Annotated in this window: 20 protein-coding genes; 14 read left to right on the top strand and 6 right to left on the bottom strand. The window is 47.2% G+C overall.

Annotated elements, in window-relative coordinates:
• Positions 1 to 5: 5 nt before the first annotated feature.
• Both CWC22_RS12735 and CWC22_RS12730 read right to left on the bottom strand, forming a co-directional pair.
• Positions 6 to 956, bottom strand: a complete 951-nt coding sequence (locus CWC22_RS12735) for a DUF58 domain-containing protein (RefSeq protein ID WP_419144608.1) — start codon at positions 954 to 956, stop codon at positions 6 to 8.
• A gap of 12 nt (positions 957 to 968) precedes the next feature.
• Positions 969 to 1,925: an AAA family ATPase gene (locus CWC22_RS12730; RefSeq protein ID WP_010382063.1), complete on the bottom strand. Its 957-nt coding sequence runs from the start codon at positions 1,923 to 1,925 to the stop codon at positions 969 to 971.
• Between the two features lie 316 nt (positions 1,926 to 2,241).
• Between CWC22_RS12730 and fadI the strand changes: the two genes are divergently transcribed.
• From fadI to CWC22_RS12700, 6 genes are all read left to right on the top strand, one after another.
• Positions 2,242 to 3,552, top strand: coding sequence for an acetyl-CoA C-acyltransferase FadI (fadI, locus tag CWC22_RS12725; RefSeq protein WP_125561822.1), 1,311 nt, complete (start codon positions 2,242 to 2,244; stop codon positions 3,550 to 3,552).
• Complete coding sequence (gene fadJ, locus CWC22_RS12720) at positions 3,552 to 5,651, top strand: fatty acid oxidation complex subunit alpha FadJ (protein ID WP_138537736.1); 2,100 nt, start codon at positions 3,552 to 3,554, stop codon at positions 5,649 to 5,651. Before fadI ends, fadJ begins: the two co-directional genes overlap by 1 nt.
• Positions 5,652 to 5,798: 147 nt before the next feature.
• Positions 5,799 to 7,295 carry a sensor domain-containing diguanylate cyclase gene (locus CWC22_RS12715; RefSeq protein ID WP_138537737.1) on the top strand — a complete coding sequence of 499 codons (1,497 nt, stop codon included), beginning with the start codon at positions 5,799 to 5,801 and terminating at the stop codon, positions 7,293 to 7,295.
• 72 nt (positions 7,296 to 7,367) lie between these two features.
• Positions 7,368 to 7,922: an elongation factor P hydroxylase gene (locus tag CWC22_RS12710; protein ID WP_138537738.1), complete on the top strand. Its 555-nt coding sequence runs from the start codon at positions 7,368 to 7,370 to the stop codon at positions 7,920 to 7,922.
• Positions 7,912 to 9,039: an ATP-NAD kinase family protein gene (locus CWC22_RS12705; protein ID WP_138537739.1), complete on the top strand. Its 1,128-nt coding sequence runs from the start codon at positions 7,912 to 7,914 to the stop codon at positions 9,037 to 9,039. Before CWC22_RS12710 ends, CWC22_RS12705 begins: the two co-directional genes overlap by 11 nt.
• 8 nt (positions 9,040 to 9,047) lie before the next feature.
• The gene (locus CWC22_RS12700; RefSeq protein WP_049863908.1) at positions 9,048 to 9,326 is read left to right on the top strand and encodes a YfcL family protein; all 279 of its coding nucleotides are present in this window, start codon (positions 9,048 to 9,050) and stop codon (positions 9,324 to 9,326) included.
• A gap of 93 nt (positions 9,327 to 9,419) precedes the next feature.
• Here CWC22_RS12700 and CWC22_RS12695 read toward each other — a convergent pair whose 3' ends face one another.
• Positions 9,420 to 10,595 (bottom strand): NRAMP family divalent metal transporter, encoded by a 1,176-nt coding sequence (locus CWC22_RS12695; RefSeq protein WP_125561919.1) that lies wholly within the window; start codon positions 10,593 to 10,595, stop codon positions 9,420 to 9,422.
• Positions 10,596 to 10,761: 166 nt separating this feature from the next.
• On the bottom strand, positions 10,762 to 11,607 hold the full coding sequence (locus CWC22_RS12690) for an HDOD domain-containing protein (protein ID WP_138537807.1): 846 nt from the start codon (positions 11,605 to 11,607) through the stop codon (positions 10,762 to 10,764).
• 215 nt (positions 11,608 to 11,822) lie between these two features.
• Between CWC22_RS12690 and CWC22_RS12685 the strand changes: the two genes are divergently transcribed.
• Together CWC22_RS12685 and CWC22_RS12680 are read left to right on the top strand one after the other, a co-directional pair.
• Positions 11,823 to 13,376: an AbgT family transporter gene (locus tag CWC22_RS12685; RefSeq protein ID WP_010382038.1), complete on the top strand. Its 1,554-nt coding sequence runs from the start codon at positions 11,823 to 11,825 to the stop codon at positions 13,374 to 13,376.
• 502 nt (positions 13,377 to 13,878) lie between these two features.
• A complete protein-coding gene (locus tag CWC22_RS12680) occupies positions 13,879 to 14,781 on the top strand; it encodes a LysR family transcriptional regulator (RefSeq protein ID WP_138537740.1) in 903 nt (300 codons plus the stop codon).
• Here CWC22_RS12680 and CWC22_RS12675 read toward each other — a convergent pair.
• Entirely contained in the window at positions 14,778 to 16,997 is a 2,220-nt protein-coding gene (locus tag CWC22_RS12675) for a GGDEF domain-containing phosphodiesterase (protein WP_138537741.1), read from the bottom strand. The genes CWC22_RS12680 and CWC22_RS12675 overlap by 4 nt on opposite strands.
• 593 nt (positions 16,998 to 17,590) lie before the next feature.
• On the opposite strand from CWC22_RS12675, the gene CWC22_RS12670 reads away from it, so the two are divergent.
• Together CWC22_RS12670 and CWC22_RS12665 are read left to right on the top strand one after the other, a co-directional pair.
• The gene (locus CWC22_RS12670) at positions 17,591 to 18,361 is read left to right on the top strand and encodes a hypothetical protein (protein ID WP_138537742.1); all 771 of its coding nucleotides are present in this window, start codon (positions 17,591 to 17,593) and stop codon (positions 18,359 to 18,361) included.
• 474 nt (positions 18,362 to 18,835) lie between these two features.
• Complete coding sequence (locus CWC22_RS12665; protein WP_138537743.1) at positions 18,836 to 19,330, top strand: hypothetical protein; 495 nt, start codon at positions 18,836 to 18,838, stop codon at positions 19,328 to 19,330.
• A gap of 147 nt (positions 19,331 to 19,477) precedes the next feature.
• Here CWC22_RS12665 and CWC22_RS12660 read toward each other — a convergent pair whose 3' ends face one another.
• The gene (locus tag CWC22_RS12660; RefSeq protein WP_138537744.1) at positions 19,478 to 20,392 is read right to left on the bottom strand and encodes an IS5 family transposase; all 915 of its coding nucleotides are present in this window, start codon (positions 20,390 to 20,392) and stop codon (positions 19,478 to 19,480) included.
• A 394-nt stretch (positions 20,393 to 20,786) separates the two neighbouring features.
• On the opposite strand from CWC22_RS12660, the gene CWC22_RS12655 reads away from it, so the two are divergent.
• The 4 genes from CWC22_RS12655 (at position 20,787) to CWC22_RS12640 (ending at position 23,452) form a co-directional block, all read left to right on the top strand.
• Positions 20,787 to 21,119, top strand: coding sequence for a hypothetical protein (locus tag CWC22_RS12655; protein ID WP_125561792.1), 333 nt, complete (start codon positions 20,787 to 20,789; stop codon positions 21,117 to 21,119).
• Between the two features lie 630 nt (positions 21,120 to 21,749).
• Complete coding sequence (locus tag CWC22_RS12650; RefSeq protein WP_138537745.1) at positions 21,750 to 22,373, top strand: LysE family translocator; 624 nt, start codon at positions 21,750 to 21,752, stop codon at positions 22,371 to 22,373.
• Positions 22,374 to 22,424: 51 nt separating this feature from the next.
• Positions 22,425 to 22,928, top strand: a complete 504-nt coding sequence (locus tag CWC22_RS12645) for a hypothetical protein (protein WP_138537746.1) — start codon at positions 22,425 to 22,427, stop codon at positions 22,926 to 22,928.
• A 14-nt stretch (positions 22,929 to 22,942) separates the two neighbouring features.
• A complete protein-coding gene (locus CWC22_RS12640; RefSeq protein ID WP_138537747.1) occupies positions 22,943 to 23,452 on the top strand; it encodes a hypothetical protein in 510 nt (169 codons plus the stop codon).
• Positions 23,453 to 23,524 lie beyond the last annotated feature (72 nt).

Below are 23,524 nucleotides of genomic sequence, written 5' to 3'. Positions count from 1 at the left end.
ATCATTTACCTGGAGATCTGGGTTTCAATTGGCGCTGAGGCACAAAACGTTTGCATGGTCATTCCGGCACGCTGCAAGCGTGCCAGTCTGTTCTGAAAAGCTTGCTCAGCTTGCTCGGCAAACTGGGTTCTGAATTGCTTATCTGCTAACGGTAAAGTCCAACTGCCAGACGCGGAGCTGACTTCAACCGCATCCTTATAAGCCGGTAAGGTGTGCTCAAACGGGTCGCTGATCTGGCAGCCAATCAGTTCACAATGCCGGCTAAGGTGCTCAAGCTGCTTAAAACTGGCTTCATTGAGCTGGCTAAAATCTGAGATCAAATAGATAAGACTGCTGGGCTTGGCCAGGTGTGACAAACGTTTCAGATTATTGTCAAAGCTTGAGACCTGGTTTTCACCGCGCTGAGCAAGGCTTTGTGCATGGATATCACATAGTTGGTGACAAAATGCCAGCACTCCTTTGTCACGTGCGGTGGGTTTAAGTTCATGGTGACCGTGTTCGCTGAACACGACGCCACCGAGTCGATCACCTCGGGCGCACGCAGACCAGGCAACCAGGGCACTCAGGTGGGCAGCCTGAACAGACTTAAGCAACAAGCGACTGCCGAACAGCAACGGGCTGGACAGATCGCAAAAAATAAACACCGGACGCTCTTTTTCTTCCTGATAGAGCTTGGTATGCGCTTCTCCGGTGCGCGCAGTCACTCGCCAGTCTATGGCACGGATATCATCCCCGTACTGATACTGACGTACTTCTGCAAACTCCATTCCCCGGCCTTTATGCGGGGCCAGGTATTGCCCGGCCTGATCGCTGCGAATAGCGCGTTTGGGCTTGAGGTCCAGCAGGCGCGCCTTACTTTTATAGTACAACAGCTCTTTGAGTGTCAGCTCAACACCATTGCTGTGGCTTTGTGTCAGCCAACTAGTGTGATCAACGGATTGCATAGCATGCTTCATAATCGCAACCACTTACGGAACGGGTACCAGTTCCAGAATACGGCTGATCACCTGATCTTTACTGATCCCATCTGCCTGTGCTTCATAGCTCAGAATGATACGGTGACGCAGCACGTTATGCAGGACAGCCTGAATATCATCCGGTGTGACAAAGTCTTGTCCTTGTAACCAGGCATGAGCGCGAGCACATTTATCCAAAGCAATGGTCGCTCGCGGGCTGGCACCATATTCAATCCAGGCGCCCAGCTGCGGGTCCAGCTTGGCGGCTTCACGCGTGGCGATGATTAATTGCACCAGATATTGTTCAAGCGGCTCAGCCAGATGCAGTGAAAGTACTTTTTTACGTGCTTCAAACAAGGTTTGTTGTGAAATAGGGGTGAACTGCACACTTTGTTCAGACAGTGCTTCGCCACGGGTTAAGCGCAGTATCTCCAGCTCAGTGCTGGCTTGCGGGTAATCAATATTGAGATGTAACAGGAAACGGTCAAGTTGCGCTTCTGGTAGCGGGTAGGTCCCTTCCTGTTCCAGCGGGTTTTGCGTTGCCATTACCATGAAGAGCTCGGGCAGTGGATAGGTTGTTTTGCCTACCGTGATCTGCCGCTCCGCCATGGCTTCGAGCAGCGCAGACTGCACTTTGGCCGGCGCACGGTTGATTTCGTCCGCGAGGATCAAGTGGTGAAACAAAGGGCCTTTTTCAAACACAAACTCGCTGGTTTGCTGGCGATAGATGTCGGTACCGGTAATATCGGCAGGCAACAAGTCCGGGGTAAACTGAACGCGCTGAAAGCTTCCTTCAATACCCTTTGCCAGGGCGTTTACGGCACGGGTTTTAGCCAGTCCCGGCGGGCCTTCAACCAGTAAGTGGCCATCTGCCAGTAAGGCGATTAATAGCGCTTCTGTCAGTGCGCTCTGACCTAAGATTTGCGAGTCGAGGTAGTTTTTCAGTTCACTAAATGCGTTTACTGCCATGGTGCTTTGTCCTTGTTGTGACAAATTTTTTGCTTATTTATAAGGATTGAGGCGCAAAACTCAAGGTTTTGCGGGCGTTTTTTTGTAACTTGATTAGACACTGAATTGGGTAAAAGTTCATAAATCTTCATTTATTTTTCAGTGACTTTTTGAATTGAACAAAAATCAGACTAGATTTAAAAGCGGCAATTGGATAGGCCCTGTGAGTCGTGCTTGAATTACAAGATTTTCTAATTAGCTATTGGCATTAAGGATTCGGTTGTTTAGAATCAAGCGACAATAACAGGTCAGACCTGTCAGCGGGAGAGCAAAATTCATGTCTGAACAAAACATTCTAAAAACAACAACAGGGGATCGCATTGCCATTGTTTCTGGTTTGCGTACACCCTTTGCGAAACAGGCCACGGCCTATCATCATGTACCAGCACTGGACCTGGGTAAGGTCGTCGTCAATGAAATGCTGGAACGTCTGAATATCGATAAAACAGAGATAGATCAGCTGGTCTTTGGTCAGGTGGTGCAAATGCCTGAAGCACCTAACATCGCGCGTGAAATCGTGCTGGGCACAGGCATGCCTGTGTCAGTCGATGCTTATTCAGTTTCACGTGCTTGTGCCACCAGTTTCCAGGCTGTGGCGAATGTTGCGGAATCTATTATTGCAGGTCATACGGCTGTCGGCATTGCCGGCGGTGCAGATTCATCGTCGGTTTTACCGATCGGTGTGAGCAAAAAGCTGGCAGGCAGCCTGGTTGATCTCAACAAGGCGCGTACTTTGTCACAGCGTCTGAAAATTTTCTCAAAGCTGAGACTGAAAGACCTGATGCCGGTGCCTCCTGCGGTTGCAGAGTACTCAACGGGCTTGTCTATGGGCCAGACTGCTGAGCAAATGGCCAAAACCCATGCAATCAGCCGTGCTGATCAGGACGCGCTGGCGCACCGTTCACACACCTTGGCTGCCAAGGCCTGGGATGATGGCTTGTTAAAAGATGAAGTCATGGCAGCGCACGTTGAACCATACAAAGGCTTTATTGAAAAAGACAACAACATTCGTGCGAACTCGTCACTGGAAGGCTATGCGAAATTACGCCCGGTTTTTGACCGTAAGCACGGCTCTGTGACGGCGGCAAACGCGACACCACTGACTGATGGTGCGGCTGCGGTACTGATGATGAGTGAAAGCAAAGCCAAAGCTCTGGGTTACGAAATTCTGGGTTATGTACGCAACTATGCATTTACCGCTATCGGTGTGCACGAAGACATGTTGATGGGTCCGGCTCACTCCACGCCACTGGCACTGGAGCGCGCTGGTCTTACTCTGCAAGACCTGGATTTAATTGAAATGCACGAAGCGTTTGCGGCGCAAACCCTGGCTAACATGAAGATGTTTGCCTCTGATAAGTTTGCTCAGGAGAAGCTGGGTCGCAGCAAAGCGCTGGGTGAAATCGATATGGATAAATTCAACGTAAACGGTGGTTCTTTGGCCTATGGTCACCCGTTTGCGGCAACAGGCGCGCGTTTAATCACGCAAACCCTGAATGAGCTAAAACGTCGCGGCGGTGGACTTGCGCTGACTACCGCTTGTGCGGCTGGTGGTCTGGGTGCAGCCTTTGTATTGGAGAGTGCATAATGTCAGTATTTAGTTATGAATTAAACAGCCACCGCGTGGCTATCGTCACCATCGATGTGCCGGGCGAGAAGATGAACACGCTGCGCGACAGCTTTGCCGATGAGCTGTTGACTATTCTGGAGCAAGGCCGCAATGATGATGTGACTGGCATGGTATTTGTCAGTGGTAAAGACGATAATTTCATCGCTGGTGCCGACATCAAGATGTTGGATCAAGCAAAAACGCGCGAAGATGCGCTGCGCTTATCTGAAATGTGTCAGCAGGCGTTTTTCAAAATGCAGAAACTGCCATTCCCAACTGTCGCTGCCATTCATGGTGCGGCTCTCGGTGGTGGCCTTGAATTTGCGCTGGCTTGTGATTATCGCGTATGTAGCGACGATGACAAAACCAAGCTGGGCCTGCCAGAAGTACAGCTGGGTCTGTTACCGGGCGGTGGTGGTACACAGCGTTTACCGAAACTGGTTGGTATTCAAAAAGCGCTTGAGTGGATGCTCACAGGTAAGCAAGTACGTGCCAGGCAGGCTAAAAAGACCGGCCTGGTGGATGACAGTGTACCACACAGCATCTTGCTGAATGTGGCCATTAAACTGGCCCGGGGTCACAAGCCTAAAGCACGTAAGCCTAAGCTGGATAAACTGAGTCAGCTGCTGGAATCAAACCCGTTTGGTCGCAACATCATCTTCAAAAAAGCGCAAGAAAATGTTGAGAAGAAAACAGGCGGCCATTATCCGGCGCCGCTGGCTATCATCAAGGCAGTCCGTGCATCGGTTGAGTTGGGCGAACTGAAAGCCTATAAAACAGAAGCCGAAGGCTTTGCCGACTTGGTCATGACAGAGGTATCTCAGTCTTTACGCGGCATTTTCTTTGCTACTACTGAAATGAAAAAAGAATGGCAAAGTGACGACGCGCCTAAAATCAATCGTGCGGCTGTGCTTGGTGGCGGTCTGATGGGCGGCGGTATTGCTCATGTCAGTGCAGTAAAGGCCGGCGTGCCGGTACGAATTAAAGATGTGGCACATCAGGGGATCAGCAATGCCCTGAGTTACAGTTACAAGATCCTGTCGAAAAAGCAGAAAAAGCGTATCTTGTCCAAGGCTGAGTTACAGCTGGCGATGAACCGCATCACAGGCACAACCGATTACACTGGCATGCGCCATACCGATATCGTCATTGAAGCGGTATTTGAAGACCTGGCACTGAAGCAAAGCATGGTGGCAGACATCGAGCGCGAATGTACCGAGCAAACGATTTTTGCCAGCAACACTTCGTCATTGCCAATTGCCCAGATCGCTGAAAACGCAGCGCGCCCTGAAAATGTCATTGGTCTGCATTACTTCTCACCGGTAGAAAAGATGCCACTGGTTGAGATCATCCCGCATGAAGGGACCTCAGAAGAGACTATCGCACGCACGGTTAACTTTGCTCGCAAGCAAGGTAAGACGCCCATCGTGGTAAAAGATAAAGCGGGTTTTTACGTTAACCGAATCCTCGCGCCTTATGTGAATGAAGCGGCGAACTTGCTGCTGGCGGGTGAGCCGATTGAGAAAATTGATCAGGCTCTGGTTGAGTTTGGCTTCCCGGTTGGGCCTTTGGCATTGCTGGATGAAGTGGGCGTAGACATTGGTTCAAAAATTGCGCCAATCCTGGAAAAAGAGCTGGGTGATCGTTTCAAAGCGCCTGATGCATTTGCTCGCATGATTGATAGTAAACGTCTGGGCCGCAAAACCGGAAAAGGCTTTTACAAATACGAAAGCAAAGGCAAAAAAGTGGATGAGTCTGTCTACGATTTGCTGGGTATTACACCGGCTCCGCGTCTCAACAAGCAAGAAATTGCCAGCCGCTGTGTTGCACAGATGCTAAATGAGGCGGCTCGTTGTCTGGACGAGGGCATTATTGCCAGCGCCCGAGATGGCGACATTGGTGCCATTTTTGGTATTGGCTTCCCACCATTTTTGGGCGGACCATTTAGCTACATGGACAAGCGCGGCCTGAACAAGGTGTGTTCTGAGCTCTCTACCTATGCAACCGACAATGCGGTGTTTACACCTGCAGAGCCGCTTTTGGCAAAGGCTGAAGCAGGCGAAGCCTACTATAGTTAACTCCTTGTCTGAGCATGTAAAAAAGCCGCATTTATGCGGCTTTTTTATTTTCGGCTAAAATAAGGGGATAATTGTCGTCACCTTGTTTGTTCATCTTGCAATGGTAATTGCAGGTGATGGTGCGCGTCAGTGGCCCGGGGACAAGGCATGCACAGCAGGTACTTTTTCACTTTTATCGCCACACTTGTTAGCGCGACGGTGTTAGCGAACGTGGTCATGTTGTACATCAGCGATGATGCCAGCGATGTGATCACACGCTTTGAGCAGCACTGGCAACAGCAGGCAGACATTATTCTGCGAGAAGCACAGCTGCTCGATGAACTGGAACGTCAACTGAGTGACAATGACCCTGAACATCAGGTCAGAGATTATTTGTCTGAGCAGCGAGCGTATAGTATCAATACAGATGCTGATGTCGCTCTGCACATAGTGATGATGATTGCTGAGCTGGAACTGAGTGATACTGAACGAGAGGCGCTTGATGAAGTACAACGCATTCTGAGTGAGCCTCGACAATCAATCCCAGACAAGTCCTTGGACACTGCACCTTTCAAGTTATCTGAAAACCCCTCATCACCGCGCCATCTCCGGCTGGACATTGCCCTCCAGTCATTACGATTAGGTATGGAAGCGAGAATTGAGGAGACTAAGCGACAGCATCAGGTGGCCTTGAATAGTATTATAAATAAGGGCTCTGTTGAAGCCTGGTTGCTGTTGTCTTTGGTTGTGATACTTGCCTGTGCAGGTGCTGTGGTGTTACGTGGCCAGCTTAGGACCATTGAGGAGCGGGCGTGTTTGTTTGATGCAATCCCGGATGCGCTGCTTTATTGTGAGTATAGTGGCAAGATCACCCGGGTTAATCATTCGTGCACCGAATTGTTTGGCTACTCTGTTCAGGAGCTACTGCGCATGTCGGTAGAAGATCTGATCCCTGCGCGATTTCGTGATTTGCACAGCAAAGAGCGGCGCAATTTTACGGGTCGGGCACAAATGCGTCGCAAAGGGCAAAATGGTTTAAATATTATCGGTGTGCATAAGTGTGGTGATGAAATACCCCTGGACATTGCCATTGCCCGAACGGCATTGGGAAAAGAAACCTACTTTGTGGCGGTGATCCGCGACCTTCGTCACGAGTTACAACTGCAACAAAAAGCAGAAGTCGATTTTTTAACTCAAGTCTTTAATCGAGGTCAGATCGAGCAAATTCTGAATGACGAGCTGAGTCGGGCGAGGCGCTATCAGCGTCCTTTGTCAGTCATGATAGTCGACATAGATAACTTTAAGATATTGAACGATACGCTTGGCCACCAGGCCGGTGATCGCGCTCTAACCGAGCTAAGTCGTTTTTTGGTTTGCTCAGTGCGCCCCAGTGACGGATTGGGTCGTTGGGGAGGTGACGAATTTGTGCTGGTTTGTCCGGAAATTGATGCACAAGAATCCTTGCAAATGGCACAACGACTGGTGCAGGCATATTGCGAACAAAACCAGCATGGGCTGAGTTTAAGTATCGGCGTTACCAGTTGCACACAAGTGAGCGAAAAATCGGATTTAGCACAATTGATTGGGGAGGCAGATCAGGCTTTGTATCAGGCTAAGTCACAAGGTCGTAGCAGAGCGGTATTATTTGCTGCGGATCAGCACTGACTTTTTACTTTAGCACCAAAAATCCGTACAATCTGCGGCCATTAACCAACCTGAGGACCACCTGCGAGTTGTATGCACCACATTGACGATCTGATCTCGATATTTAATGCCTTATTCTATCCAAAGTACAATACCAAGCTGGTGTCAGGCACAGATGAGCCAATATATCTGCCAGCAGATACGCAGTGTGATTATCACCGTATTGTATTTGCGCATGGCTTTTATGCCAGTGCCTTGCATGAAGTTGCTCATTGGCTGGTTGCGGGTAAAGCGCGCAGGGCGCAGGAAGATTATGGTTACTGGTACTGTCCTGATGGACGCAGTAAAGATCAGCAACTGGCATTTGAGCAGGTAGAAGTTAAACCTCAGGCTATCGAGTGGGCCCTGAGCACCGCTGCGGGGTTTGCATTTAACGTCTCCGTTGACAATTTAAATGGTGAGCCCACTTGCCGTTTTGCTTTTCAAAAACGTGTTCATGCACAGGTGACGGAGCTGCTCACAGTCGGCTTCAACGCTCGTGCACAGGCTTTACTCAAAGCGTTAGCTCAGTTTTACTCGACCCCCTGGCCACTCAGTGTTGGCCAGTTTGAATGGCATTGTCCACAGGAGTTTGCAGATGCAGTTTAAACTAGGATTGATAGTCAACCCGGTTGCCGGGTTGGGCGGCGCCGTGGCGTTGAAAGGCAGTGATGGTAGCGACACCGCTGAACTTGCCCGCTCCATGGGTGCTGAGCCAAAAGCACATAGCCGTACGGCACAGGCGCTGGCTTTGTTACACCCCTACCGGGATGTGCTGGAGGTCTATACCGTCAGTGGTGAAATGGGGGAGGAGCTTGCTAAAGCGCATGGTTTTACCACCCGGGTAGTGATGACCTGTGGTACGCCCACGACCCCTGAGGACACTGAGCAGGCCGCCAGGTTACTTGCCGAAGCGAAAGTAGACTTGTTGCTGTTTGCTGGTGGAGATGGGACCGCACGAAATATCTGCTCTGCGATCGGGAGCGAGGCCCCTGTGCTGGGGGTTCCTGCTGGCTGCAAAATCCACAGTGGCGTTTATGCCATTACGCCGAAAGCGGCGGGCCGGGTCGTTGAAATGCTCATCAAAGGTGAATTGGTCACCATAGACGATGCCGATGTGATGGACATAGATGAAAATGCATTCAGAGCCGGAACGGTGCGCGCCAAGCGTTATGGTGAAATGCAGGTACCCAGTGAATTGCGTTACGTACAAAGCGTAAAAAATGGCGGTAAAGAAAGCGACGAACTGGTGCTAGCCGATATCGCTGCGTATGTGATTTCAGAGATGGAAGAAGACGAGCAATATATCATGGGCTCAGGCTCAACCGTAGCGGCGATTATGGAAGAGCTGGGGCTTGATAATACCCTGCTCGGAGTAGATTTGATCCGCGATCATACTTTGCTAGGGAGCGACCTGACCGCACAACAGTTACTGGATAATGTTGGGCAGGCACCCACTAAGCTGGTCATCACCTTAATTGGCGGACAAGGGCATATTTTTGGCCGGGGTAATCAGCAGTTAAGCCCGGCGCTGATCCGCCAGATCGGCAAAGATAATATCATCGTGGTTGCGACTAAAAGTAAGTTGCAGGCACTCAATGGTCGCCCTTTGATAGCGGATACGGGCGATCAGGACTTAGATAACGAACTGAGTGGCTACATCAAAGTAGTAACAGGTTATAATGACCATGTAATGTATGCCGTCGGGCATCAGGATTTAATTTAGGAGACAGAATGTCACTTCAAGCGTATATAGAAGCTGCACAGCAGTTTTTTGATGAATTAGTAGAAAGAGCAAGCGATGACGAACTGTTTGCTGGTGGCTACTTACGCGGTCATTTTGACCTGGCAGTTGGATATGCTCAGGTTGAGGAACTGACGTTATCAGTCGATGAGCTGAATGCCAAAGTTGAATCCAGCCTGGTGAAAGCTTACCGCGACGGTGAGCTTAACGAGGAAGATAAGCATCACGTGGTAACCATCTGGGAGCGACTTAAGCAGTTAGGTGCTTAATTTACCCAAATAAAAAGGCGGTTGATACCGCCTTTTTATACCAATTTGCTCCTTCAAATAGACCAGGTATTAAGTGAAATTGGTATTACTACTTCAGAGCACCCAGCGCCACACCACAAATAACACTGCAAACGCAATCAAATAGGTAAGACCTGTCCAGGTCAATATTTGCACCAGCTTACTTTGCTGTGCAAACAGTTCTTTGCGGATCAGCGAGAAATTGAGCCAGGCAAAAAATGGCGTGGTTAAAAACGCCAGTGTCATGGCAAACATCAGCATGTCTTTGAGATTGGCTTTAAAAAATAGCACCAGCACCATACCGAATATGGCTTGCAGGGCAATAAACAATGACAGGCTGGCTTTGTTTTTATGTGGTTTGATCAGCTTCACAGCATCATCCAGGGTTCTGGCGTAGCCATCCAGTACAGTGATGGTAGTGCCAAACATACATAAAAAGGCAATCGTGGCTATCAACCAGCGCGCCCACTCTCCCAGTGTTAGTGCATACATATCTATCAGCTGTTTAGAAAAAGCGACGCCTGCGAGTTCGATTTTTTGACTCTGGCCATACTGTAGTAGCACACCCAGTGAAAAGAATACCACGGCCAGAAACAGCGTCAGAAAGTAGCCAAGGTTAAAATCAAACAAGCCCTGTGCTTTACTGAGCGATTGAGTGCGAGTTTTGGCTTTGAGCCAGAGCGAATTGATGGCAGAGATTTCAATGGGGGCTGGCATCCAGCCCATCAGGGCCACCATAAATCCCAGTAGTGCAAGTGAGTAGGGCGACGGGGCCGGTTGTGGTGAGGGATGTGCCTGACCCTGTGACACTGCGACCAGCAAAGCTGCCAGTGTGGTAAAGCACAAGATGGCCATGATCCCCTTGCTGGCTTTGTCGAGCAGTTTATAGTGACCAAACAATAAGATCCCAAGGCAGATAAATAATAAGGCATAGCATAAAGTGGTCAACGAGATAGACCAGGGTAACGCATATTGGAGCAGTGCAGCAGTGAGCAACAGTACCCCCGCCGTGTTCACAACTGCAGCGATGACATTGAGCACCACAAACAGATAGAACAAAGCCCGGTTTTTATTGTGATAGCCCGTGACCAGGCTGTTACCGCTATGCAGTGTGTATTCCACCCCAAAACGGAAAAAGGGGTACTTGAGTAGGTTAACCGCAACCACTAACCATAATAGTTGCCAGCCAAATAAGGCGCCTGCCTGGGTGGCGGCGACCAGATGAGAGCCTCCGACTGCGGCGGTGGCCATGAGGATCCCGGGGCCCAGGTTCCTGAGTTTAGCAAAATTTGATTCCAACACGACGTTCCATGATTTTTGCCACTCATGTTAACGATTTGAAAGCATTTGCCAAGTGGAAAATGACTGGGCTAATGAGGTTGGGAGATCAAAAGCCCTGTCAGGACGTGTAACTGAGCTAACTGGTGAAGTATTCTTCGGTATCGTCTTTGAGGTCCTGGTAGTCGTCTTCATCCAGGTTAAGTGCATCAAGCACGCTTTGTTTCATCAGTGGCCAGTCTGGCGCCGCGACAAAGCGCTTGTTGGTGTGAACCAGATTCTCTGCCATTTTCAATGTTGAGAAGGTCAGCATTTCTTCATCGCTACGTTTTTCCCGAAGATAGGTAATGTCGTGATGGCGCAGAATAAGCTGACAAATGGGCTTGGGCAAATTCCAACTGTTTGCCAGGTAATAACCAATCACAGCATGGTTGGTCTGGTAGCGGGCTTCTTCGAACTCAACCAGCAAGGTATCGTAATTTCTGTTTGCGGCGCCCAATACCTCGACATAATCCGGGTAATTGAACGCCATGGCGGGAATACCTGCATCATGGAACAGGCCGAGCATGTACAGGTTTTCGACCGGTACTTTACTTTTTATCTTGTTGCCAATCAGTGTCGCCACATCGGCAATTTCTTGAGCACTGTCCCAAAAACGCTCCAGCTTGATGCAGCACTTGGATTGATCAAAGGCTTGTTTGAGCAAATAGCCCGTCACCAGCATGGTAATACTGTTGAGTCCCAGAAACATCACAGCCTGGCGAATGTCCGTAATGGTACGTGAAAAGCCATAGCTGGAGGAGTTAATTACTTTTAATACTGCGGCGGAGGTCGCTACATCTGTTGCTATCAGCGCTGCAATTTCGCCTAGCTCAGGTTCGGGTTGTTGCAGTACCTGATGCAAACTTTGCAACAGCTCGGGCTTTGCTGGCAGGCAAAACCCATGATTCATATCCTTAAGCACGGCGTTGTCTATTTCGATCATAGCGGTCTCGTTGAGAAAAATACTGAAAACACGATCAGCCAGCCCGGAGTCTGGCTGGTTTTTCAAGTATAGTAGCTGAGTTGAATTACGCATTCTTTGCGATAACGCAAAATAACGCATAAATAATACCCACGTAATGGATTAAGGAACAAATGAATTGGCATTGTTACGGTTGTTAAGTTAAAGTTGGCTAATTTTCTTTTTAGGGATTAACTATGGAACAAGCGAAAAACGCGAATAACGACACCAGTTTCGTTATGCGATTCCTCAACAACATTGAAAGGGTGGGCAATAAGCTGCCTGATCCTGCCATGATCTTCCTCGGTGCCATGCTGCTGATTTGGCTATTGTCCTGGATGCTGTCAGGTGTCAGTTTTGATGCCATCGATCCACGCACCGGAGAGGCGATTGTTGTTCATAACCTGCTAAGCGGCGATTCTCTGGCTGGCTTTTTGGCCTCAATGGTTAAAACCTTTACTGGCTTTGCGCCTCTGGGCGTAGTTTTGGTTGCTATGCTGGGCGTCGGTGTGGCCGAGCACTCAGGCTATATTAATGCCGGTTTGAAGCTGATGTTGAAGCGCACGCCTCAGGCCCTGCTTACTCCCTCTATCATTCTGATTGCGATTGTGAGTCATACGGCGACCGATGCCGGTTATGTGCTGGTAATTCCGTTGGCAGGTGTGATTTTCTATGCCATGGGCCGTCACCCGCTAGCAGGTATTGCAGCGGCATTTGCCGGGGTAAGTGGTGGCTTTAGTGCGAACTTTATCCCTTCAGGTATTGATCCGTTATTGCAAAGCTTCACTCAAAGCGCAGCCCAAATCATCGATCCTGAAATCTCGGTCAACCCGCTGAACAACTGGTTCTTCACGTCGGCGTCGAGTATCTTTATTATTCTGCTTGGCTGGTACATTACTGATAAAATTATTGAGCCGCGCCTGGCATCGACCAAAGTCGACGGTGATACTGATGATCTGCCTGAGTTTAACGAAGTAACCGGCAAAGAGCGTTCGGCATTTTACGCGGCGTCTGCTGTCATGCTGGCTGGTATTGGTTTGCTCATCTATGCGGCCAGTGGTGAAGACTCGGCGCTGCGCAGTGAAAGTGGTGCATTGACCGATTTTAGTGCGCCGTTGATGCAGTCCATTGTACCGCTGATTTTCTTACTGTTCTGGATCCCAGGCGCCGTATTTGGTTTTATGGTCGGTACTTTTAAGTCATCAAAAGACATGATAGATGCAATGAGTAAGTCGATGAACTCGATGTCTTATTATATCGTCATGGCGTTCTTCTGTGCGCTGTTTATTGCGGCATTTAGCCAGTCTAATTTGGGGGCATTATTGGCCATCGAAGGTGCAGAAGTATTAAAGGCAATGGCACTGCCAAGCTCTGTGACTGTGATTGGGATTATCTTCCTGACTGCTTTTGTGAACCTGTTTGTTGGTTCAAGTTCAGCGAAATGGGCACTATTAGGCCCAATCTTTGTGCCTATGTTGATGCAACTGGGTATTTCACCAGATCTGTCTCAGGCGGCGTATCGTGTTGGTGATTCCAGTTCAAACATCATTACGCCATTGATGCCTTACTTCCCGCTGGTTGTGGTTTACTGTCAGAAGTATGTGAAAGACACCGGAATTGGTACATTGCTGGCACTGATGTTGCCGTACTCTATTGCTTTCCTGATTGGCTGGAGCTTATTCCTGCTGGCATACTGGGGCCTGAGCATTCCTCTGGGTTTACAGTCTAGCTATATTTATCCGGCAGGTTAATCTGCTGAACTATGGACGGGGCTCCTATGCCCCATCCTGTTTCTCTCTCAAGCAACTGTTCACGCCCGCATTCAAAGACATCGAGTCAAAATTTCAGCCTTTCACAGACATCTTTTTACATTCATTCTGACAAAGTATTGGGTTGCTGATAGCAATAAAGAAAAAAGCCGACTTCTGCCGGCTATATGGATCTGCTATTGGTTGGGCCAAAAGCACCAAGGGAAATCTTACTGCCTCCGTGCAGTAAATACTCAAGGGAGGTTGAAAATCCAAGTAACCAATAAGAGTACATACCGGTTAAAAGCAGGCGCATCATACCCCTGTTTGATGACTAAATTATGACAAACTGTGCTGGCCTTTTGGTTTTATTTCGTTTCTGCGGTGAGACTGCTTGAGGTAATGAAAAGTTGAACGCCTTGTACATCAATAGAGAAAAGTACTTGAATAGATTAGAATAGTTACAGACAAAGGCCCTATAGGGTCAAATGACGAGGAAGGTGAGATGTTACGAGTGACGCTTGAGCAGTGGCGTATGTTTCGCGCTGTCGTGGAGCATGGCGGATTTAATCAGGCTGCTAAGGCTATCCATAAAAGCCAATCGAGCATACATACAGCAGTACAAAAAATAGAAACTGCGTTATCAGTTAAGCTATTTCAGGTGGAAGGCCGCAAAACGCACCTGACGGAAGCGGGCGACATGATGTTGCGTCGTGCCAATTATTTGCTCGACGAAGCTGAGAAAGTCGAAGCAGTTGGCCAGACTCTGGCAAAAGGGGTCGAGAGCCACCTGCGTATTGCCGTCGATGAAATCTTTCCTCAGTCATTGCTCTACAAAGTACTGGAGACAACCTCTCAGGCCTATCCACTGCTGCGTATTGAACTTGTTGAGTCTATTCTGTCAGGTTCGTTTGAGGCGCTTCAGAACGCTAAGGTGGATATTGCCATCTCTCCTATGGTGCTGGCGGATGGGTTTAGTGAACAGTTATGTCAGGTGGAGTTTGTGGCCGTTGCCCATCCGGAGCATAAATTACATCAGTTGGACCGTGAGCTGACGCTGGAAGACCTCAAATCATTCAGGCAAATCGTAGTCAGAGATTCTGCGCTGGGTAAGGGGACAGACAGCGGCTGGTTGGGGGCTGATCAGCGCTGGACCGTAAGTCATTTGCGCACTATGGTGGATATGGTGACTCAAGGGCTGGGTTTTGCCTGGTTGCCCTACAGTGCCATTGCAACGCAGCTCAGCACGGGCGCGTTACAACCACTACCCTTGACCCACAATCGCACACGTCAGGCTCAGCTCAACCTGATTTTTAAAGATGGAGATACGCTCGGCCCGGCTGCCAGGGCGTTTCTAGGTGAGCTGAGATATCAATGTATGGCGCTGGAAGACCGACAAAGCAATTAAGTGGCAGAGGCTTCGTGTGTGTTTGCCAGCACCTGTTCAACTGCCACAGGGCGGCTAAACCAGTAGCCCTGAAACTCTTTAACCCCCAGTTCGAGCAGTTTATTCAGCTGCTCCTGAGTTTCCACGCCTTCTGCCAGTGCCGCAATACCGAGGTTATCACACATGGTCAGGATCCCCAGCAACAGCGCCTGCTGTTTTTGATCTGTAGTGATCTGGGTGACCAAAGAGCGGTCCAGTTTAAGTCGCTTAATGGGAGAAGCCAGTACCCGCGCAATATTGGAATATCCTATCCCGAAATCATCAATACTCAGGCTGAACCCCATTTTATCGAGGGCCTCCATGATCTGATTGTGATCATCGGCAAAACTATACTCGGTGAGCTCAAATTCAAACATGCGCGGATTCAGGCCGTAGCTGTGCACTATGGCCAGTGTGTTGCGGGCAAACTGCTCGCAGGCAATATCCCGGGAGCTGATATTGATGGCGATAGGCACATGAATATCCGGGTGGCTTTGTAAGGTGTGACACACTTTGTGCAGAATGCGTTGTGTCAAATGATTAACCAGGCCAAATTCCTCAGCAATGGGTACAAACTCCCCGGGAGATACCCAGCCCAGCAAAGGGCTGTGCCAGCGGGCCAGGGCTTCATAGCCAATTACGGAGTGGGTGTTATCGTGTTTGCTTTGCAAAACTATTTGTAACTCGTCATGTTCCAGTGCTTTTTCAAGCAGCAGGGCCATTTCGTGACGCGCCAGTGTCTGGCGTCGTGTTCCGTGGTCAAAGATGGCCAGGTCATCGCCTGCACCACGCAATTCACAGGCTTGCTGTGCATTTTTCAGCAGGCGTTCCGGGATATAACCATGTTCCGGATAGGTAGCAATGCCTACTGCATAACGGGCGTGGAATTGATGCTGACCCAGTTTGAGCCAGAAATCTAGATGTTGATGCCAGCGTTGTGCCACTTCCAGCACGGGTACATCGGGCTCGATAATAATAGCCAGCCTTCCGGCACCAATATAGGCAATCTGATCGAGCAAACTGGGGTCGTGCTCAGCTACCTGATTAATGTGGCCATATAAGTGTTTGTGCAGCTCACCATCAATCAGGTAATCCAGTACATGTTTATTGAGGTTTTCAGCAATCAGCAGAGCAAAGGGCTGACCGCGATCAATGTGCACCTGTAATTGCTCGGTAAGCCAGGTTTTGTCCGGTAAGTTGGTCCGCGCATCAAAATATTTGGCTTGCTGGTGGGCGACGTCCAGCGCCAGCAGATCCTGCTGAAGCTGATGCTGATCAGAGACGTCATTAAGGTACCAGGCACATAGCTGCTCGGAGTGATATTCCCGCGACGCCAGTTCTATCGTGCGTTCGCCGACATGAAAGGTATTCAGGTCAGCATCAATCAGGTCGTTATTGTTCAGCAGTCGACTCAGATCGTCCTGAGTCACACGAGCGAAATTACAGGGCAGGGGTTGAGTTTGGATCCCCAGCAATCGGCGCGCTTTCTCATTGGCTTCAGCAATATTAAATTGTTGGTCTACCAGCACAATGGCGTGAAATGATTTCTGAAAGAAGCGCTGATAGATTTGTTTCTGAGAAGCCAGTAGTTCATTATTGCTTGCCATATGTAAATTCAATCGGCTGGCGGCCAGACTGGTGCGCCACACGGCCAGTGGCACTGTACAGTTAAAGAAGAAAAACAATAAAAAATGTATGTAAATGTCTCCGTCTACCAACATGCGCTCACCCGACGGGATCATTGAGACATTAACCTGCTGCACTATCATCAGAAACGGGACTATATTCAATGCTGCGTAAAAAATTGCGGTTCGCTTACCCAGCAGCAGCAAAGCCAGAATAGGCGTAATGTAAACAAAAATAGAACCAAGCTGAGCAAGGGGTAACAAGGGGATAAACAGTTTAATGGCTACACCTGCGGCCACAATGGCAATCATTAGCAAGTGAGCACACAATTTGTAGGCACTGCGGCTCAGTGTAAGCAGCACACCTATGGTGAGTGTAAAGCCCGATGTCAGTGCTAGCACATAATTAAGTTCAAATGCCAGTGCAGCGGGCAAGCTGTTGATAAAGATCCCCAGGCACAACAAAAGTCCGGTCACCAAAATAATGCGCAGTGCACTGACACGCCAGTTAGGCACCTCGCTTGGCGATTGGGTTTCTTCCTCAAGTAAGAAAAAGCGGCTTAAAGAACTCAAAACGTTACAGTTATTATTATTGTTTTTCCCGATACTAAGGCCATAAGGGTCTCAATTCAATGGGTAGAGACAGTAAAAGCTGCGCTAAATCAGCTTAATTGCGGTTTTTTTCAACATACTGGAGGGGAAATAGTCAAACAAAGGGCTGGCGTTAAAGGGAGAGTCAGTAAGTAATGGGCTAAAAAAAGATTTTTGCTGCCAATACTATGTAGTGGTGTCTGTTTGCATGTGACTATCACAAATTTTCCAGAGGCCCTTAACGATAGGCATGCTGTGTTGTTCATGTCCATGAGCTGGGGTTTGTTAAAAGCAACCCAGAGTCACTCGCTCCACTATGGTCAATTATGTGCATACGAACGGGTATAAGTAACATTATCGTCCTAAACTAATCGAGTGTGCGTTTATTCCAGGCCTCACGTTCAACTGAGCACTTTGGTGTTGAGCAATAAGCTACGTGGTTATAGTTCATAATGTATTGATGTTATTTTGAGGGGGGATAGCTTGTAGGCTGGTTTAAACCGATATTCTCAGTAATACCACTGGTATATAACATGAGTGAATCGTGTGGATTTTCAACCTAAAGGAGACTTGGTATGTTGAAACTATTGCTAATATTTCTTTTTTTGTTCATCTCTGGGTGCAAAATGAGTGGCGTTCACTCTCCCACTGAAGCGCCATTATTTGATAAGCCGGGAAAACTTACATCGTATAATCCATTTTGGGAAGTCCATCTCCCTGGAACTTTGCTACTTGAAACTGATAATGGATATGATGTGATATCTGACTATAAATGGCTGAAAGAGTTAGATAATCTTCCTGAAGATATCTCGTTTAATAACATGTGGGACATTGAAATGCCCCAGGAATATGATACCGGGAATGGCTTAGTTACAGGTGCAGAGAGCGGAAAAATAAACAGCAAGTTTGTTGCAAACCTTAATGCCAAACTCAGTGAAAAAGTCACTGGCAACGTAAAAGCTTTATTTGCCCAAAGCGCTAGTTATTCGTACGTATCTGCAAGTCACGTACAACCAAAAGGAAGGAGTGCGTTATCAGCATTTTATGAGCTAAAAAGCACGCCACTCTATAGTAAGTATGAAAAAAAGCTGCGCAGTCGAATTGGAGGCAGAACTGGACGGCTCTTTATTGTTAATAAAATTAAGTTTGTTCCTATGGGAGAATATACAGTTACATTTGAAGACCGAATCACAGCAGAAGCAAAGGCTGTTCTCACGGAGACTCTAAAGCTTGAGTCTGATGCTGAGTGGGAGATTCAAGATAATGAGTTCAAACGCCTTGCGAACCCTTTAATGGGGGCACGGGGATTTGCAGTCCAATGGGACTACAGAGAAGTGTCACTTTAAATTTTCAAATAACTAACAAGTACAGCCGACTGTTGATGCGGCGGCTGATTTGGATATTGTTGTACAGCATTGAGAGAATCATGGAACCGACTGGAGCCCCTACAATAAATAACCTATTGAATGCCGTTACGATTATAGTGTGCTTTCCGCTTGCTTTTGCTCTTTACGGAGTTTTTGGCTATCACACCAGCGCAAGCAGCATGAGAATCGAAATGCTGTACTTTGCCGGGTTTATGGGACTCGCTACCATGGTTGTGTTTATACCATACTTAGTAGCTATTCTAATTAAGTGGCGGCAAGTCAGGATGAAAAATTTAGTTATTTCCATCATTCCGTTTACGTTAATAGCAATGATATGTTGGTATGCTGCTCAGGAGGGTGCCCCGGTTTAGTTATTTTGTAACTGCTAATTCGTTGCTCAATGGTAGTGCTTAAACTCAACCCGTTAATTGAACGTCATTCGGCTTTTACAATATGAGAACTGTTTCACTGATATTTATTGTTTTTGGTTTCAACACATTTGCTACCGATGACCCTAATTGTTCAGAAAATGACGTGCTCGGGGGAAAATTGTTTGAACTTGAAATGAGCACCTCTTTTCACGGTCGCTATCATTTTAAGTTTTGTTCGGGTGAAGTGAGTTATTTATTGTCAGAATTTATAGAACCCATTTCAACTAGCAGGCCATTGAAATCCACAATGAAGCATGAATCAAGAGCGAAGTTAGACCCTGATACAGCTATGTATTTGAAAAATTTGTATCGTGCGGTACAAGCCACTCTACAGGAAGACAATGTGAGAGGGTTGGATGGGGCAACTTGGTGTTTTAAGCCCAAAAATGGGCAAAGGTACTCTAAAACATGCGTGTGGGAACCCAGAGCCTCGACGCAAGAAAGAAATTTGCAGAGTCTTGTCTTTTTAGGTGATAAGCTTTACGAAATATCTAATTTTAAAAGCCTGGAAAAATAGGCATATAACAAAGTGAATTAAAGGTTCGTAAAAAGCCGTTTGCTTTGTCCGTTGTTCACACATTATAACTAATAATTTTTAGCCATTTGTGTACGGCGCTAATGGCCTTGTTGATCAAATCCAGATAGCTTAGGAAACGCTGCGATTTTAGCTGTTTCCCTGATATTCAGGCATACCTAGCCCAGCCATTCTATTGAGCACTTTCACTTTTATCATCGCTTCAGTGTGCAGCTGATTGAATCCACAACTGACCAGCTTGTCACCCATTAGCTGTTTATACCGGTACATTGCTGTTTCCGCCAGTGAACGTTGATGGTAGTTCACACACTTTTTCCACTCACTGCTACCTATATGCTTTGTTAAAATAACCGCGCTGTTGCGAGCGTGTCCATCTTCCCACAACTGCGCATTACACCTTGGAGGGATCACTGCGTCGGCCTTTTTGGCTGCCACTTCAGCATAACACCCTCGGGTATCATAAGCGCCATCCGCTTTGACCGAGCTGACCTTCCTGCGCAATGGTCTGAGTAAGTCGCCCAGAACTTCTGAATCAGCTACGGAGATTGTAGATAACTCCGCACTCACGATTTGGTGCGTATTTGCATCAATGGTCAGATGTAACTTTCGCCAGGTCCGGCGTTTATTCGCACCATGTTTTCTTGCGTGCCACTCGCCGTTTCCGTATACCTTCAAACCGGTGCTATCAACCACGATATCAATGCCTCCGGAAGTACTGGTATTTGGTCTGTAATGAACAGCCAGATCTGCACTTCGCTTACACAAACAACTATAAGTTGGCGTATCCAAATCAAGCTTCATCATTGATATCAGTGAGGAAATAAAGCCTTGTGCAGCACGAAGAGACAAGCGAAATACAGCTCGCAAAGTCAGGCAGGTCTCAATAGCCAGCTCAGAGAAATGATTAGCTCGCCCTTTACCGCCGTGATGTTGTGTGTTGTTCCACTGCTCAATTGCACCCTCGGAAAACCAAAGTTGGATGTTGCCTCTGGCGATAAGGGCTTTATTGTAATCGCGCCAGTTGGTGATACGCTTTTCGTTCAAAGTTCAATCTCGGTGTTTGCTTTTGAGATCTGATCACACAATGCTAAATTAGTTCAATGATTTAAGAAACAACGCCTGAATGTCGCACTTATTATCTGAAATCAGGAGTAGTCGTTACAAAGCAAATATATGTATTAATTTGATGACTATGCCATTGAAGCGTGAATAACCTGAACTGTATATCTCTGTCATTTTGAATGAACAAAACGTCACATTGATTAATATCATGCACTTAACATGTAAATAGCGGAGAACATTTGAAGAATTCGTATTGAAATATTCATTATTTCCTTATTCACAATTGAGGGGGAATGTGAGCTTTGATAAAATTGATGGATGGGCGTAATTGAGCGCTTTTATTTGTGTACTGTTAAAACAGATTATGGATGAAGTAATGAAAAAAATGATGAAAAAAGTGGTGATGTTAGCTGGCTTGTTTGTATCAAGTTCTTTGTTCGCTGGCAGCGACGATTTTAAGGTTCAAGGTCTTGGCATTAGCACCGCATCCGGGACAATATTTGTAGATGTCACTAAGTACCACTCTCAGTCATCTTGTAGTGATAAAAATTCGTTTAGATTTAAAACGAACCATCCTTTATATCAAGATATTTATGCGACTCTATTAACTGCAAAAGCAACGGACAGTACCGTTACCATAGCATTCACTGATGATGCCAGTTTGTGCGTATATAACTCTCCACAGATACTTTCAGTGTATCTTAAGTAATGCTTTAGCATTGCAAAAAACGGGGTATGTACAATGCTAGTGTGTGCCCCAGCCAAAACTCGTTAAAGATTTCCTGCTGCCGTACAGAGAACTTTCTGTAAATTGAGTTATTCTAGCGTGTAAATACAACTATATAAATGCCTACTCCTTTTTGATGAGACGAATTCTTTTCGCTACTCATAAAATGCCCGCTTAACTTTCAGAGACACAGTGTGGTCAATACCTCTCTAAGGTCAATATATTTAAATGGTATCTCTTTTCTAAATGTTCAACCATTTACCTTGAATGTAGACGAATCCAATTTTGTCTCACGTGTGCTGTCCATAAGCTGTAAATTACGCTTTGTTGTCTCATCGAGTAGTTGGTATCATCAGAAACAGTATAACGGGGAAGGTGCTGTTTCCTATTAAACCGCTAAAGGTGTGAGGATAAAAGTCACGTCATGGCATTCCAAGACCTATGTAGGCCAACGACGTTTACCGGTGCTTGAGTCGTTACCAGCAAGCTATAATGGGGCATGCCCCTCGCTCCGAAAGAAAAGTAAGTGCTTTAAAGGCAAGGCCTCCAATGAGGTTATGTCTGTATTTATTTTTGCGAATGAGATAAGCAATGATTTGTAGGGAAAACACCATGCAATTTGAAAGCTGGATAACCTTTTGCTCAATTGCGTTACTGGCAACTGCCACACCCGGGCCTGCGGCTTTGTTGGTGTCCATAAGCAGTATAAGTTTTGGTTTTAGACAGTCTCTGCTGACCGTACTGGGTAATATCACCGGGCTTTTCATTATGTCCGGGTTATCTGTACTTGGACTGAGTACGGTGATCCTGCATTCAGCGTTTGCCTTTACCATTATTAAATTCCTGGGTGCATTATATTTGATCTATTTGGGTGTGAAATTGTGGCGACATGGGCTGAGTAAATTAGATGTCAATGAAGTCAGCTGTGCTAAAAGTAACGCACTCAATTTATACGGTCAGGGTCTCCTGGTCGCGTTAACTAATCCCAAAGCTATCGTTTTTACAACAGCGCTCTTTCCGCAGTTTATTGTTGTCTCAGAGCCATTATTTGCTCAGTTCTCTGTGTTGGTTTTGAGTTTTATGTCTTTGTCGGTGTTGTGTTTGTCCAGTTACGCTTTTGTAGCTCAACGCGCAAAATCTAAAGCACGCAACCTAGTGTCGGGCACATGGCTGGGTAAACTATTTGGTTCCACGTTTATTGGCGCGGGGTGTTTTCTTGCTACAACTTCCAGGTAAGCAAGCAGCGATTGACCGGCCAATTTTCTATATTAAGCATTGGATATACAGATGAATAAACATTTTATTCCGGAGTCATTTGAACCGCCAGTGAATCTGGATACTGAGTACTTTCATTTCAGGGTACTGGACGTCAGTGTTGCCGAACCTGATTACGAAGCGGTAATGTCGAGTCAGCAAAATTTGCAGGGGATCTTCGGTCCGGATTTTGATTGGCCTAAAGCAGATATGACTCTTGATGAGAGCAGAGCAAGCCTGAAAGTGCATCAGCGCGAATTTGCCGCCCGGGAGGCATTTGCCTACTCCGTTTTTGATTGTTCGCAAAAGCGCTGTTTGGGGTCAGTATATATTGATCCAAGCCGTTCACCTGAATACGACTGTGAAGTGTATTTATGGGTGCGATCAGACTGTCAGGCATTGGATCCCGTGTTGTATAAAACGGTTCAGAGCTGGCTTGGCGACCATTGGCCGTTTAACAAAGTTGCGTTTGTAGGAAGAGCGATTTCCTGGCAAGCGTGGGGGTTGGAAATCCACAAAGAGCGCAGCGAAACTTAGCAAGGTTAAAGTCCATGAAATGGTTTGTATTGAGCCTGTTTTTGTTCTCATCCGGGCTATTTGCTTGTAGCCCTAATGCAACGACGCTTTCCAACGAACGCCGGGAGGAAAGGAAGCTGGAAGAGGCTTTTGCATTGCAGATAGCACAAGAGGCCGACTTTATCGGGATTGGTCGCGCAGTAAAAGTACGTTCTGTTGATGAAGAAGCCTTGGGTTACCAGCAAAGGGTCTTTTTTACTGTGTATAGCGTGCTCAAGGGGACTACAAGCGCAGAGGTTTCCGCGCTGATGTTAAAAACGGATACGCTTTCAGATGCAGAACGCATTGATGATATCTACGTTTGTGGCAAAGCTCAGAAGCCAAGTGTAGACGACGCGTATGCTGTTGAGACTTATAAGTACTTGTTTTATATCAAGGATGGAATTTTGTTACGGACGAATACCTATCCGGAAGCGCCATTGCCAATGAGCCCGGCAGAGGAGGTGGCGTTTTTGCGGCTTAAACAGCAAATTGACAGCCATTAATCACATCAATTCAAAGCGGTTAAAAAAGGGATGCCAGATCAGCATCCCAATTCATTCATCAGCTGATGCGAG

It is taken from the genome of Pseudoalteromonas rubra, from assembly GCF_005886805.2.
In the GTDB taxonomy this organism is placed as follows: domain Bacteria; phylum Pseudomonadota; class Gammaproteobacteria; order Enterobacterales; family Alteromonadaceae; genus Pseudoalteromonas; species Pseudoalteromonas rubra_D.
The sequence above is the reverse complement of the archived record's forward strand: the minus strand, read 5'-3'. Positions and strand labels throughout refer to the sequence as shown.